Origin of the sequence: Rhodoplanes sp. Z2-YC6860 (assembly GCF_001579845.1) — a bacterium.
Taxonomy (GTDB): Bacteria; Pseudomonadota; Alphaproteobacteria; order Rhizobiales; family Xanthobacteraceae; genus Z2-YC6860.
The window spans coordinates 3,644,884-3,658,332 of record NZ_CP007440.1 but is presented as its reverse complement, the minus strand read 5'-3'; the positions used below and the strand labels follow the sequence as shown (position 1 = coordinate 3,658,332).

Sequence of the window (13,449 nt, the reverse complement as noted above, 5' to 3'; positions counted from 1 at the left end):
GGATTAAGCCCCCCCTTAGCTGCGCGTGCGTGCTCGGATCATGAACGTATCGAAGCCATACTCAGCGACCTGCCACCACAGATACTGGTCGTTGCGAAATGAAACGAACGCGTCATAGACCTTCTTGAAGTCGGCATTGGTCCTGCCGATCTCGGCGTAAATCTCGTTGGCCGCCTTCAACGAGGCCTCCAGCACCGGCGTCGGAAACGCCCGCAGCTGCGCGCCGCCCGCGATCAGCCGCTTCAGCGCCGCCGGATTGCTGGCGTCGTACTTCGCCGCCATCAAGCAGTTGGCGACGTGCGAGGCGTTGTGCACGGTCGCCTGATAGTGCTTCGGCAGCGCATTCCATTTCGACGTGTTGATGAAGTTGTGGATCACCGGGCCGCCTTCCCACCAGCCCGGGTAGTAGTAGTACTGCGCGACCTTCTGGAAGCCGAGCTTCTCGTCGTCATAGGGCCCGACCCATTCGGCGGCGTCGAGCGTGCCCTTCTCCAGCGCCGGATAGATGTCGCCACCGGCCAGCTGCTGTGCGACCAGGCCTAGCTTGGCGAGGATGCGCCCGGCGAAGCCGCCGATCCGCATCTTCAGACCGTTCATGTCGGAGACCTCCTTGATCTCCTTCCTGAACCAGCCGCCCATTTGCGCGCCGGTGTTGCCGGCCGGGATCGCGTAGATGTTGTACTTCTTGTAGAAGTCGTTCAGCAGCTCGTTGCCGCCGCCGGTGAACAGCCAGGCATCCATCATGCGCTTGTTCATGCCGAACGGCAGCGCCGTGCCGAACGTGAACGTGGGGTCTTTGCCGAAGTAGTAGTACGACGAGGTGTGGCACATCTCGACGGTTCCGGCGGACACCGCGTCAGCGGCCTGCAGGCCCGGCACGATCTCGCCCGCCGCAAAAACCTGGATCTGAAACCTGTTGTCGGTCGCTTCCGCCACCGCCTTCGCAAAGGTCTCCGCGCCGCCATAGATGGTGTCGAGCGACTTTGGCCAGCTGGTCGTGCAGCGCCATTTGATCTCGGGCATCGACTCGGCAATCGCCGGCGCGGCGAACGCGGAACCGGCCACCCCCAGACCTACCGCCTTAAGACCTGCGGCCTTCAGAAATTGACGGCGTTTCATGGGCCTCCCCGAGTCTTTTGCTGTGAGAAAAGCATGACGCGGGGCTTGTGGGCGCGCAAGCTGATTAAGTCAGGATTCGATGACGATCTTAGGGACAGGCTTTGCTGCAGCGCCAGAACCGAGCTGTTCGCGCACGTTGGCGGCGATGCTGCGATAAGCGGCCGCATGGGGACTGTCGGGCTGCGAAGCCACGATCGGCGAACCGGCATCCGACGTTTCGCGGATCTTCATCTCCAACGGCACCTCGCCCAGAAACGGCACGCCAAGCCGCTCCGCCTCGTGCCGCGCGCCGCCATGGCCGAAGATGTCGTGACGCGTGCCGCAGTTCGGGCAGATGAAGGTGCTCATATTCTCGACAATGCCGAGCACCGGCACGTTGACGCGCTTGAACATGGCGATGCCGCGCCGCGCGTCGATCAGTGCGAGGTCCTGCGGCGTCGACACGATCACGGAACCTTTGAGTGGCACCTGCTGCGCCATGGTGAGCTGGGCGTCGCCGGTGCCGGGCGGCATGTCGACCACCATGATGTCGAGCGTGCCCCACTCCACCTCGCGCAGCATTTGCGTGAGCGCCGACATCACCATCGGGCCGCGCCAGATCATCGGCGTCTCTTCCTCGATCAGGAAGCCGATCGACATCACCCTGAGACCGAGACGTTCGATCGGCTTGAGACGCTTGCCGTCGATGGTCTCCGGCTTGTCCTTGATGGCGAGAAGCTTCGGCAGCGACGGTCCGTAGATGTCGGCATCGAGCACGCCGACCTTCATGCCGAGATCGCGCAGACCGAGCGCGAGGTTGATCGCGGTGGTCGACTTGCCGACGCCGCCTTTGCCCGAGGCCACGGCGATGATCGAACCTACGCCGGGCACCCCCGAGGGGCCCTGCCCGCCATGGCCGTGCGGCTGCCTGCCGGGTGCCCCGCCTTGAGCCGGGCGTGCCGCGGCCGGCGCCGCACCGGCCCTGCGCTCGGCTGTCAGCGCCACCATCACCGACTGCACGCCCGGAATGGCCTTCACGGCCTCCTCGGCGCGCTTTCGCACCGGCTCCCAGGCCTGCACCACAGCGGCATCGACGGTCAGCGAGAAGAACACCTTGCCATCGTTTGCCACGATCTCCGACAGCGTGCCGGTTTTGGGCAGTGGCGTGCCGTCGGGGCTCGGCACCCTGTTCAGGCTCGCAACAACGTCGTCTTTGGTGACCGGCATAGGCGATTTTCCCGCGCAATTTGGCCGTCACCATAGTGTCGCAGGCGCTATGGTCAACGGCACCACCGCACGATAATGATCGAACCCGATCACTGGTTTGCAGGGAGAATGGCGATGGCGAAGGTGGCGTTTCTGGGCCTCGGGGTGATGGGCTATCCGATGGCCGGGCATCTGAAGACCAAGGGCGGCCACGACGTCACCGTCTACAACCGCAACGGCGCGAAGGCCGACCAGTGGGTCAAGCAGTTCGGCGGCAAAAAGGCCGCGACGCCGAAGGAGGCCGCGGCCGGCCAGGACTTCGTGATGATGTGCGTCGGCAACGACAACGACGTGCGCGAGGTCGCGCTCGGCGAAAACGGCGCCTTTCACGGCATGGGCAAGGGCACGGTGTTCGTCGACCACACCACCGCGTCGGCCGAAATCGCGCGCACGCTTTATGCCGAGGCGAAGAAGCGCGGCTTCGACTTCGTCGACGCACCAGTCTCGGGCGGCCAGGCCGGCGCCGAGAACGGCGTGCTCACCGTGATGTGCGGCGGCGATGCCGGCCCCTATGAGCGCGCCGAGAAGGTGATCGCGGCCTATGCGCGGATGTGCAAGCTGCTCGGGCCGTCGGGAGCAGGCCAGCTCGCCAAGATGGTCAACCAGATCTGCATCGCGGGTCTCGTTCAGGGCCTCTCGGAAGGCATCCACTTCGCCAAGAAGGCCGGCCTCGACATCGAAGCGCTGATCGCCACCATTTCCAAGGGCGCGGCGCAGTCCTGGCAGATGGAGAACCGCTACAAGACCATGCGCGACGACAAGTTCGACTTCGGCTTCGCGGTCGACTGGATGCGCAAGGATCTGAGCATCTGCCTCGCCGAGGCCCGGCGGAACGGCGCGAACCTCCCCGTCGCAGCGCTGGTCGATCAGTTCTATGCCGAGGTGCAGAAGATGGGCGGCAGCCGCTGGGACACATCGGCGCTGATCGCGCGCCTGGATCGCTAGCACCGCACCACGGCGGCCGGATGGTTCATCGGCAAAGGTGCAGCCAAAGATCCAGCCATGTCTGATCCGAGACGGCTCACCAGCTGCCTGACGAACTACGCGGCGACCATGGCCGTGATCCTGCTGGGTCTCTGGATTTACACCAGGGACGACAATTTTCTCTGGGCCGAATTCAACGTCAGGATCGAGTTCCAGCTGTTCGGTGACGACCGGGCCGTCGGCACGCTGGATGTTCTGATCTGGCTCTCGGCGCTCTACGCCGTCGTCCTCATTCCGTATTACGCAATGCGACCGGGATACGTCAGTGACGCCCGACGGATTCTTGGCTACCTCCGGCTTTGGGCGTTTACGAAAACGCAGCCGGAGTTCGGAGCGGACAAACGCCGGGCCGCGCTCTGCCTGGCGCTGAAAGCGTTCTTCGTGCCGCTGATGCTGGGATTCCTGCTCAACAACATCGGCGAGGTGATCCAGCACTGGACCGAAATCACCTCCGACGACACTGATGCGCGATTGGCGCTCCGGCTGAACTCGAGCTTCTTTTACCTGCTGCTGGCCGCGCTCTACGCCATCGACGTGGTCATCTTCACGTTCGGATACCTCGTCGAGGCGCGATCGCTGCGCAACGAGATCAAGAGCGTTGATCCGACGGTGTTGGGCTGGGTTTCGTGCCTGATCTGCTATCCGCCGTTCAATCACGTCGGATTTGCATTCTTTGCCTGGCAACGGATCGATGGCGCGGATTTCGGACCGCCGATCCTCGAAGCCACGCTGGCCGCGATCAGCGTTGCTGCGGTTGCGGTCTTCGCCTGGGCATCGCTCGCCCTCGGTTTTCGTGCCAGCAACTTGACCAATCGCGGGATCGTCGCGCGCGGCCCCTATCGCTGGGTGCGACACCCAGCCTACGCTGTGAAGAATATTGCCGTCTGGATTTCCGCCATCCCCACACTGACCGATGCGTTCTCGAACAACGCGGTATCCAAGGCGCTGTGGGTTCTCACGTGCCTTGTCGTGTGGACGCTGATCTATGTGGTGCGCGCCATCACCGAAGAGCGCCACCTGCTGATGACCGACAATGACTACGCGGAGTATCGAACCAAGGTGAGGTTCCGCTTCGTTCCCGGACTGCTGTGAACGCGCGACGAGAGCGCGCTTGCGCGCCTTTCGAGCAGCCAAAGGAGATGCGCAGTCATTCTGATTCAATTGTCAAACAGCCCGCGCTCTCGCGCATCCCTTCAACATCCATCAAGGCGTGATTCATCACCCCCTTCAAAGCAGGCGCGGGGCCAGCGCCTCTATCCTTCTTTGTCCCTCACATGAGTGAGGGAGCGGAGCGCCGGTCAGCGCCACGCCTACGTTGAGCACCCTTGCGAGGGGTGCCCGCGTGCCTTGCGGCACGCACGCCTTCCGGCGCTCCACCGCGGCGATTTTTTGCGCGGCCATCGAAAGAGTGCACCCCGGAGGGACGGACCCTTATCCAGGCCATGTTGCCATGACCCTTCATCCGGACACCCTGCCCTTGCGGGCGGCCCCCTCTTTAGCGGGGGCGGTCGATGGCGGAACACCCTGGGACATGGGTACGAACCACGCCTGCAGGCGCCACACCCTGCTCCGCCAACCAGACGTCCCTAGAAGACGCCCTCAACGAGCAAGGCAGAATCGCGTCTACTCGTGATTTGCCAGAATGCAAAGCGAAAACTCGGCGCGCGCTCTGTCTATTTCGCCAGCGGATACACCGCCATCGTGACTGCTTTCGATCCATTCGTCTGTCCGAAATGCACCGGGCGCGCGGAATACCACGGCCGGGTGGGATTGCCTGCGCATATAATTTATCGCTGCACTGCCTGCGGGAATGAGAATTGGATCTCGTACCGTCCTGGCGCTCAAGTCACGCAGCAACAGCAGCCGCAAAACAGGAAGTGAACTGGGGTTAGCAGTGCTGCCGCCAAAAGAGCCGCATTCCAGTTCAGCCAAGCGCCTCGATTACCCACAGTGCGGGACGCACATGTTTCTGTTCGGCATCGAGGCGGATGGAGAACAATTCGAATGGCGATCTTTCGAATGCGCCAAATGCAAGCACGTTGAAACGGTGCGCGTGAAGTCAACGTAGTCGCTTCAGTTGGCGGCCTCGTCCATGGCATCTGCCTTGAGCCGCTCGACTGCTTCCAGTTCGACAGCGAGACGAGCCCACTGGTCGACAAGTGCCAAATATTCAGCGCGAGCTTTGTGATTCAACGCTGTCCCGACTTTCGTGAGAAACGCCTGAGACTTCTTATGGCACTGCTCTGACGTAAGCCTGCGCGCGCTTGCACCGCCCTTGCGGCCCATTTGAGAGGCCAGCTTGGTGTCGAGCTGAAACTGCCGGGCCATTTCTGGCAACTTCTTCAAAGTGGCCATTCGGCGATCATCTTCGCGGCAGCGACAAACAACCCATCAAACACGATGATCCAGACAATCCAAAAGGCGCGAAGCATCCCCGGTGGCCTACTTTGAGGTGAACTGTGGTGTGTTTTGATTGCGCTACTGTCCGCTCGAACCGTCGGGCATTTTCTGAGGCTGTTGCTGTTGCTGCTGCTGCTGTTGCTGCTGTTCTTGCGGGGCTCGAGGCGGTTGCGGCTCAGGCTCTGGTTGCCAGCCCCACCATTGAACCCACGTCAGTCGCTTACACGCATGGCACGTATAGATGCGGTGTCCAGGTTCATCGCCTAGCGGCTGGATAAGTGTCGTAAAAATCGTCCGTCCCCCGCATTTTTCACAGGGGACGAACGGACTGTCGGCGGTCATTGGGGGTGGTCCATCGCACGAGAGTAAGCACTCCCCAACTTCCAAGTATGTAAAAAGATGCATCGGCCGCATAGTTTTACCGTCAGGAGCAACCTGACGCTAAGTCGGGAAGCCGTCTTAATAGGTCTCGCGTGGCGCTCGCGGATTGCCCGATATGAAAAAAGTGGAACATCCATGGCTCAAGAGCAAAAGCATCTTCGCTGCCCGACCTGCAACGTGGCGATGTGGCTCGTGAAGGTGCAAATCAGCCCAGATGCCGATCTGCAAGAGTTTGAGTGCAAGGTGTGTGACGCAAAGCTTCAGCGCACCGTACCGCACGCCGCACATCCACCCTCATGAAGAAGATCCGCGATTATCTGCGCCACGCCGCCGAGTGCCGAGACATGGCCCGCACAGCGCCCGTCACCCATCGCACCCAACTTGAGCAGATGGCTCAAACCTGGGAGCAGCTCGCCGAGGCCCGCAGGAAGCAGCTGCTCAAACAAGGGAAATCGCCCAGCGAAGAAGACGAGTTGGGTTAGGCGCCTCAGTCTAGCGGCTTGTTTTTCCAGTTCGCAGCGGGCTGCTTTGAACCATTTGTCATTTGATGTATTGATGTTGCATCACCGGCAGCGGCCTCGTGCCAACAGGCGCCGGTGGCTGAGAGACGCTACAGCGCTCCCGCCTGTAATCAGGGAGAGCGCGTATGCAGAACGTCTTTTGGGAGACGTTGCGCATGGTGGAACTCAAAGCAGCCGCGTTGACGTTCGCGCATATGAAGTGGCGCACTGAGATGCGCCTTATCCAATCCGAAACTGCCAAGACGATTGCAGGGTCGCGGGACCTCATGCGCAGAGTTGATGCGCTGCTAACCAAAGAGGTGGCCCTGTATGTCGCAGCCACCCAGCCTTCGAACTTTTAGTGTTCCTAGCGCCGTTACAGCTGGTGCCATCCGAACTTGCGCGGCGGTGCCATTTGATTTTGCGCGCTACAGATGACCTCCAACACCAGCAGCAACACCACAGAGACAACGGCGATGACGACGATGAGCCAATCCGTCAGTGCTTCCCAGCGCTGCTCGCGGCAGTCCATGGGCGCCGTGAAAAAGGCCATACTGCGCAGGAGTGTCCATGAAAGGTCCAGCGAGAATTTATCTGCACCGTTTGGTTTCAAGCAGAGCCAATCGATCTTCATGGAGAGCCAAACTTCGTTTTGATGCTGCCGCGCAAATCCGCTCAACGCTCTGCTGTCGAACGACGTGTCGGACAACGCATGCAAAAAAGACGCGCCACGCGGCGCGAACCGCCATCAAACACCTCGGTTCGAGATGCAGTGCCGTCGGCTTTACTTGGTGCGCCGCGTGCCGCAGGTGATGCAGGTGCTGGTCGGCAGGCCGAACAGGAAGACATTATCCTGGAACAGCCGCTCGAATGAGATGAACGGTCCGCCGATCGTGCCGGCCGGCGTGCCGAAATAGGAGACGCGCTCCGACGCCAGCACGACCGCGCGCAAGCGCGCGGCCTCGACCATATCCGGGTTCGTGCACGATCCGTCGAGCGCCTTCAGGCACTTCTGCACGGGTGGCGCAGGCGGAGCAGCCGCCGCGAGCCTGCGTTGGGATTGCGCGTCAGCAGTCCCCGCCGAGAACGCGACTGCGAGAGCGAAGCAAGCGGCCGACACTCGAGTGAGGTTCATGATCCTGCTCCTGGCTCAAAAGCGAAGGTTCGCTGTCGTGGATACGGCCCAAGCCCTGTAGTCCAGGCTCGGCGGCTGCGCCGACGATACCACGGGCGGCCCCAGCGACGTCGGCAGAATAGCGCTGTCTTCCTGGTGGATAAAGGAGTACGAGCCCTTGGCCTCGATGCTCGCGGTCGGAGAGATCGCATAGATCGCGGACACGCCGGCGGTGTGCTTCTGCTTGGCCGGGATGAACTGGGCTTGGATCTGGTCGTAGTAGTTCGCGTCGCGCCACAGGAAGCTGTACGACACGGCAAGCCGCAACTGCTCCGTCAGCATGTAACTTGGCTCGATCGAGCCGATCACGACATTGCTGTTGGAGTTGTGGGGCTCGGTGCCGATGCCGCCGCCCGGCAGGATGATGTCGTTTTTCTCCGCGAAGCTCCACGACGTGTTGGTCGTGAGTGCCGCTTGCTTGGTCAACTGCCACGTGGCGGTGAGATTGGTGTTGTAGCGCGCGCCTGTCTTGCCGCTGTTCACGCCGTCGATGGTCGTATTGCCCTCGGACATGTAGGCGAACGATCCCAGCAGCGTAAGGTTGTCGATCTGCGTCGTGATATTGGCGTTGGCGGTGAACACATCGGCCGGGTCGATGTGCTGCTTGAGATCGAACGCGCCCGTGCCAAACCCGTTGCCGGCATTCAGGTCGACACCTTCGCGCACGAACTTGCCGTTCCAGGCGTAGCCGACCGAGAACGACACCGCGGTGTCCTTGTTGAGGCCCATCACAAAACCCGCGGTGGGATTGATGTTGAAGCCCGCGCCATAGGCGCCCACCGGGACGAGGTCCGGATCCATACGGGTGAAGCGCTGGTTGTTCGGCAGATAGGACGTGCCGGTCGGCAAATTCATCGCCACGCCGAACTGCGGCCGGACGTTGTCGAAGTTCAGCATCACCACGTTGACCGAGGTCTGGGTGTCGACCGGTCCTTCATATACGGCGTTCTGCCCCGCGGTTGCCTGCCGGGCGTAGACGTAACCGCCCTTGCCGCGCAATTCGAGCTTGTAGCTGTTGGGCTCGACATAATCGATGCCGGCCGCGACCGGAGAATAAACCTGATCGCCTTTGCCCCTGTCCGGCGCGAACACGTTCGGGCCGCGAGAGCCGTACCACGAGGCGTAGTTGACCGAACTCGTGAGGAACGACGAGAACTCGCCGCGAGGTCCATTGGAATTGGCGCTGACAGCGCGCGCCACGGGCGAGTTCGGATCGTAGAAGTTCAGCCGCGCCATCACGGTGTGGACGTCGGCATCGGCCTTGAGCTGAACCTGATTGGCTGCGGGAACGCCGACCAGCGGGCCGGAAGAATATTTCTCCATGCCGAATCGATAATAATTGTACTCGGCGCCGATGGTGACGTTGCGGAACAGCCGGTACTCGACACCAGCGCCTGCGGTCCAGCCGCTGTGCCAGTTCGTGTCGTTCCAGGTGAAGGCCTCGAGGCCACCGCCGGGCGTGATGTTGCCGCGCAACTCGATATACGCGGCAGCGTAGCCGCCCTTCGCATAAACCAGCCAGTCGGGCATGAAGCTGTAGCCGACCCGGCCGGTGACACTGAGGATCGATTTGATATCGGTGCGAACGCTGCCGACAAAGCCTGGGCCCGGGCCCGTGATCGGGTTGACGCCGTTGCTTTCCGTCTTGTCTTCCGGTTTCGCGATCCAACCGAGCTCCATGCCGAGCATCCACGGACCGCTGTAGCTCATATTGCAGCCGGCCTGGGCGCCGCCCGCGAAGCGGAGCTGGCGGAACGTCTGGGCCGTGACCAGAACGGGCTGAGCCGGATCGATGGCGTCGTAGGGGTTGTTGTTCTGGTAATTCCAGCGCGTGTCGGACTGCGCGCCGCCAAGCTGAAGGCCGGCATAACAACCCGACCAGGACGGAGCCGCGACCGGCACGGCTTTCACCGGCATCGGGATATCCGCACCGAGAGCGGCCCCGCCGCATACCAGCGCCATGGCGGCAGCGACGCCGCCCGGCAATATCAAACGAGAACGAGCCGTGGACCTCGACACTTTATCGCCCCCTACAATCAACGGTCGTGCAATGGGAATATTTTTTAATGTTCCCCATGCCCTGTCCAGCCTTGCGGCCCATTCCGGCCACATTCCGATGGGGATCAAGAACGAAACCCCGTGGGTGTGGCTTACAAGCCGCAGTTGTGGTGTCACCGGACAATCAGATCGTCCTTCTTCTGGCCGCAACCCGCGCAGCCGCCATAGTCGATCGGATCGTTTCTCGGTGCCGGCGGTCGCGGCGCCGACGGCCGAGTCGGCGCCGGAGCCGGCCTTGAGGTGCTGGCGCCCGAGCTGCCGCCACTGTTGCCGCTGGGTATGGGCCTGGAGGTGCTGATCCCAGAGCTGCCGCCGGCGTTGCCGGCTTTGGACGTGCTGTAGCCCGAACTGCCGCCGCTGCTGCTGCTCGGCTTGACCGGCCCGCCTCCACCGCTGCCGGGAATCGGCTTCGAGGTGCTGATGCCCGAACTGCCACTGCTGTTGCCGGTTCTGACGGGGGGGCGCCGCGGAACGTCGATCTTCGCAGGGCCGCTGGTGAAGGTCCGGTTGCCCGAAATCGCGTCCAGGTTGCCCATGCCGCCGCCGCCAAGGCGATCCATGGCTGAATTGCTGCCGCTGCTGCCCGCATTCGGCGGTCCTCGATCAACAAGCGCCGGTGTGCCTCGCGGCACCCGGATCACTCTCTGTCTCTTCGACGGCGGGCATCCCGCCGCCGGCGAGTTGCCGCTGCAGCCGTTGATCATGCTGACGCCCGAGCTGCCGCTGCTGTTTGCCTTTGGAAGCGCGCCCAGGATCGGCGGCTTGATCTTCGGATCGGTGGCTTTGGTCGTGTTGGAGCCGGAGCTGCTGCCCGGCAAAAGGATGTCGCCAGGCTTCGGTATTCCGCCCGGGAAAGTTCTCAGGGTGCCTTCGTTGGTGTTGTTGTTGACGCCGCTCCAACCGCTGCTGCCTTGCGGAGGGAAGAGAACCTGGTCAGGCCTCTGCATTCCCCCCGGGAAGGGTTTGAAGGTGTCGCCTGACGGCGGCAGTGGCAGAAGCGGATTGTCGTGAGGCATGTCCGTGCGACGGCTGGGTGGATCGCAGACAATGCTGGAGGGATCGACGACGCCAAACACGTTGGCCTCAGGGAAATCCAACGTCCTTGTGATCCTGCAAGGATTGTCCGCGATCTCCTTTTGCTGCGCTTTGCAGAAAGTGCTGTTCGGCCCGACAAGATTTTTCCCGGTGGCTTGCATCGCGCCGAGCGCGGCCTGGAGGCTCAAGCGGCAAGAGCCACCCGCCCGATCGTCATACGCCTGGGTCTGGATGGCGCTGCATGCCGCCGGGCTCGCTTTCATGCCAGGAAACTGCTGGTTCACGAAGCCCGAGCACTGGCTGACATAGGAATTCTGCATGGCCGAACTCCAAAAGTCGGGGCTGCAGAAATCGGGGATGCCGGTGTTTTTGAAGAGCCCCCACTTCAAGCCATCTTGCTTGGCTTTCTCGAATGCGGCACTCACAAACGCCGCCGGCCCCAGCGTATTTGAATACATGTCCGCCGCGGTTCCCATGCTGGCGCTGACCTGGTTCGCCAGATCGCTGAGCGATTTGCCCATTGCCGCACAAGTCGAAGGAACCTTGCCGCGATTTTCTGGCGCGATGCACGCATCGAACGCCTGCTCGCAGGCACTGTTCATGTTCGCAAGGCTGGCGTTGATCGTACCCTGCGGGCGTTGGACCGCTGCGGGCAGACAAGCGAGGTAGCTGTTGGCGAAATAATCCTTGGGAGAGAAGCTTCCGCAACTCGGGGCCGGCTTCCACTTGTCGCCATCGCCGCCGCCGAGGCCCAGGAAATGGCCGATGTCGTCGATGGCGCCCGACACCACGTTCCAGGCCGTGGTCGCGAGCGAGTCGACCGTTCCCCATATCCCGATCCATTTCAGGATATCCTCACCCATGGCCAAAACCTTCTTGGCCAAGTCGCCGCCCGCCTCGCTGATCGTCTTGATCGCGTCGGACAGCGCGCCGCAGACGGTATCCTGCACGTCTTTGCCCAGCAGCGCGCAGGGCTTGTCGATGAATTGGGTCTCGTACCAGGTGAACACCACCTGGGCGAGCGCGACGACGTCGCCTTTCGCAATGGCCTGAAGCGCCAGCTGCGCGGCAGCCGCGTCATTGTGGATCATCGCCGCAACCGCGGGGCCAAGCAGGTCCGCTGCCGCCGGCGTAAGGAAAATCGACAAAAGAATATTGCCCGCGACGATTGCGAGCTCAGGTCCGGCCGCCATGACGACCTCGCCCCAGTCCTTGTGTTTGATTCCGTCAGCCACCTTCAGGATATTCTGGAGCGTGGCGATGTTCTTGCTGTCCACGCCCGCGTCGATCGTGAGCGGAGCGTCGGGCTTGAGCTTGTTGATGGTGTCGAGCGCCGCCTGGATGCCCGCGAGCCCGGCTTGATTGACGACTTGGTTCGTCAAATCCTTCGCCTGCTTCACTCCCGCGTCGGTGACGCACTTATTGAAGTCGGCACTGCCGGCGCATGTGACAACGGCCTTGGCTGCGGCATTGGGATCAACCCCACCCACCGTCGGCAGGGTCGGCAGGTTGCTCGCCGCAAAGGTGGCAGCGCACTGTCCGAGATTGGCACCCGACTGCGTCGCGCAACTGATGAGCGGCGCAAGTGGTCCTTGCTGATCCTTCGTCAAGTTGACGACAGCCTTGGTCATGCAGTCGCCGACGTTTGACGCGCTCAGGCAGCCGACCACTTGAGGCGCCAGCGTCTGCAAATTGACCGGCTGTGTCGGCAGGTTCTTGACGATCTGCTGTGTGACGAAATCGGTCACGCAGCCTTGCGCCTTGCCGCCCTCGATGACGCACTTGGCGACCGGCTGGATTTCGGCCGGGACCTTGTCGAGCACCACGCCTTCGGCGAGTTTCTTACCGCAATCGACGACGTTCCCGCCGCCGAGCATGCAAGACGCCGCGGGCTGAACGTCCGGGGGCAATTTCGCGACAGCGATAACGGCTTTGGTCGCGCAGGTCTCTGCTTTGGTGCCATCAGTCAGGCAGTTGACCGCATCCGTAATGACGGGGTCGGTGATGCCGGCTTTTTGCAGTACCGTGGTGACGGCCGCATTCTTGACGCACGTAGCGACATTTGAGCCGGCAACGCCGCACGCGACGATCTGCGTGACGATCGCGGCTTCATCCTGTGTGATCGGCAGCCCAGCCGCCTGCCCCGCCGTGACGAAAATCTGCACGGCGGTGTTGGCGGCATCCGTGTTGTCATCAGCACGGGCTGAATCAAACGGCGCCGGGTTCAGCGCAAACAACGACAGCGCAAACAGAAAACGACGAAGATACTTGTCGGCAACAAAGCCGAAGACCAACTGTTTCATCGCGCGCCCCTTCGCGATTATTCCAATTAACAATCGTCAGTATTAGAGATACCGCTAAACCAGATTCGATTGTCTGACATCGGCATTCAACATGCAACCACAGCAAAATCCACCCAAAGCGGGTTCCTGTATCATTCGATAAATCAGGCCTTTAGCCAGACCGGACAAGCAAACCTAGTTTCTGCATAAATTCCTTCCGGCGTCTTGGCGCTGAGCGAAGCTGACTTTGCAGATTGCGTACCTTTCCACG

12 protein-coding genes are annotated in these 13,449 nt (G+C 61.9%); 4 read left to right on the top strand and 8 right to left on the bottom strand.

The features are described 5' to 3' along the window. Positions 1-15 precede the first annotated feature (15 nt). Together RHPLAN_RS16775 and RHPLAN_RS16770 are read right to left on the bottom strand one after the other, a co-directional pair. Positions 16-1,119 (bottom strand): TRAP transporter substrate-binding protein, encoded by a 1,104-nt coding sequence (locus RHPLAN_RS16775; protein ID WP_068020052.1) that lies wholly within the window; start codon positions 1,117-1,119, stop codon positions 16-18. A gap of 69 nt (positions 1,120-1,188) precedes the next feature. Then, complete coding sequence (locus RHPLAN_RS16770) at positions 1,189-2,325, bottom strand: Mrp/NBP35 family ATP-binding protein (protein WP_068020050.1); 1,137 nt, start codon at positions 2,323-2,325, stop codon at positions 1,189-1,191. A 114-nt stretch (positions 2,326-2,439) separates the two neighbouring features. Between RHPLAN_RS16770 and RHPLAN_RS16765 the strand changes: the two genes are divergently transcribed. Both RHPLAN_RS16765 and RHPLAN_RS16760 read left to right on the top strand, forming a co-directional pair. Beyond that, a complete protein-coding gene (locus RHPLAN_RS16765) occupies positions 2,440-3,309 on the top strand; it encodes an NAD(P)-dependent oxidoreductase (RefSeq protein WP_068031356.1) in 870 nt (289 codons plus the stop codon). 57 nt (positions 3,310-3,366) lie between these two features. Beyond that, positions 3,367-4,440, top strand: coding sequence for a methyltransferase family protein (locus RHPLAN_RS16760; protein ID WP_068020048.1), 1,074 nt, complete (start codon positions 3,367-3,369; stop codon positions 4,438-4,440). 981 nt (positions 4,441-5,421) lie between these two features. Here RHPLAN_RS16760 and RHPLAN_RS16755 read toward each other — a convergent pair. Then, positions 5,422-5,703 carry a hypothetical protein gene (locus RHPLAN_RS16755; protein ID WP_068020046.1) on the bottom strand — a complete coding sequence of 94 codons (282 nt, stop codon included), beginning with the start codon at positions 5,701-5,703 and terminating at the stop codon, positions 5,422-5,424. Positions 5,704-5,826: 123 nt separating this feature from the next. Next, positions 5,827-6,090, bottom strand: coding sequence for a hypothetical protein (locus RHPLAN_RS41040; RefSeq protein ID WP_198164989.1), 264 nt, complete (start codon positions 6,088-6,090; stop codon positions 5,827-5,829). A 335-nt stretch (positions 6,091-6,425) separates the two neighbouring features. Here RHPLAN_RS41040 and RHPLAN_RS16750 point away from each other — a divergent pair, with 335 nt between their 5' ends. Next, positions 6,426-6,611: a hypothetical protein gene (locus RHPLAN_RS16750; protein ID WP_068020044.1), complete on the top strand. Its 186-nt coding sequence runs from the start codon at positions 6,426-6,428 to the stop codon at positions 6,609-6,611. 164 nt (positions 6,612-6,775) lie between these two features. Continuing rightward, complete coding sequence (locus RHPLAN_RS16745; protein WP_068020042.1) at positions 6,776-6,991, top strand: hypothetical protein; 216 nt, start codon at positions 6,776-6,778, stop codon at positions 6,989-6,991. A 14-nt stretch (positions 6,992-7,005) separates the two neighbouring features. Here the strand turns inward: RHPLAN_RS16745 and RHPLAN_RS16740 are convergent, their stop codons facing one another. The 4 genes from RHPLAN_RS16740 to RHPLAN_RS16725 form a co-directional block, all read right to left on the bottom strand. Beyond that, positions 7,006-7,263 carry a hypothetical protein gene (locus RHPLAN_RS16740; RefSeq protein WP_157100313.1) on the bottom strand — a complete coding sequence of 86 codons (258 nt, stop codon included), beginning with the start codon at positions 7,261-7,263 and terminating at the stop codon, positions 7,006-7,008. 150 nt (positions 7,264-7,413) lie between these two features. Beyond that, entirely contained in the window at positions 7,414-7,764 is a 351-nt protein-coding gene (locus tag RHPLAN_RS39420; protein WP_157100312.1) for a hypothetical protein, read from the bottom strand. Positions 7,765-7,779: 15 nt separating this feature from the next. Continuing rightward, on the bottom strand, positions 7,780-9,720 hold the full coding sequence (locus RHPLAN_RS16730; protein ID WP_198164987.1) for an outer membrane protein: 1,941 nt from the start codon (positions 9,718-9,720) through the stop codon (positions 7,780-7,782). Positions 9,721-9,974: 254 nt separating this feature from the next. Further along, the gene (locus RHPLAN_RS16725; RefSeq protein ID WP_068020035.1) at positions 9,975-13,199 is read right to left on the bottom strand and encodes a hypothetical protein; all 3,225 of its coding nucleotides are present in this window, start codon (positions 13,197-13,199) and stop codon (positions 9,975-9,977) included. Positions 13,200-13,449 lie beyond the last annotated feature (250 nt).

What these genes read in the sequence shown, in the direction of transcription:
- RHPLAN_RS16775 (WP_068020052.1), bottom strand. Translation starts at nt 1,119, where the DNA reads ATGAAACGCCGTCAATTTCTGAAGGCCGCAGGTCTTAAGGCGGTAGGT.
- RHPLAN_RS16770 (WP_068020050.1), bottom strand. Translation starts at nt 2,325, where the DNA reads ATGCCGGTCACCAAAGACGACGTTGTTGCGAGCCTGAACAGGGTGCCG.
- RHPLAN_RS16765 (WP_068031356.1), top strand. Translation starts at nt 2,440, where the DNA reads ATGGCGAAGGTGGCGTTTCTGGGCCTCGGGGTGATGGGCTATCCGATG.
- RHPLAN_RS16760 (WP_068020048.1), top strand. Translation starts at nt 3,367, where the DNA reads ATGTCTGATCCGAGACGGCTCACCAGCTGCCTGACGAACTACGCGGCG.
- RHPLAN_RS16755 (WP_068020046.1), bottom strand. Translation starts at nt 5,703, where the DNA reads ATGGCCACTTTGAAGAAGTTGCCAGAAATGGCCCGGCAGTTTCAGCTC.
- RHPLAN_RS41040 (WP_198164989.1), bottom strand. Translation starts at nt 6,090, where the DNA reads ATGACCGCCGACAGTCCGTTCGTCCCCTGTGAAAAATGCGGGGGACGG.
- RHPLAN_RS16750 (WP_068020044.1), top strand. Translation starts at nt 6,426, where the DNA reads ATGAAGAAGATCCGCGATTATCTGCGCCACGCCGCCGAGTGCCGAGAC.
- RHPLAN_RS16745 (WP_068020042.1), top strand. Translation starts at nt 6,776, where the DNA reads ATGCAGAACGTCTTTTGGGAGACGTTGCGCATGGTGGAACTCAAAGCA.
- RHPLAN_RS16740 (WP_157100313.1), bottom strand. Translation starts at nt 7,263, where the DNA reads ATGAAGATCGATTGGCTCTGCTTGAAACCAAACGGTGCAGATAAATTC.
- RHPLAN_RS39420 (WP_157100312.1), bottom strand. Translation starts at nt 7,764, where the DNA reads ATGAACCTCACTCGAGTGTCGGCCGCTTGCTTCGCTCTCGCAGTCGCG.
- RHPLAN_RS16730 (WP_198164987.1), bottom strand. Translation starts at nt 9,720, where the DNA reads ATGCCGGTGAAAGCCGTGCCGGTCGCGGCTCCGTCCTGGTCGGGTTGT.
- RHPLAN_RS16725 (WP_068020035.1), bottom strand. Translation starts at nt 13,199, where the DNA reads ATGAAACAGTTGGTCTTCGGCTTTGTTGCCGACAAGTATCTTCGTCGT.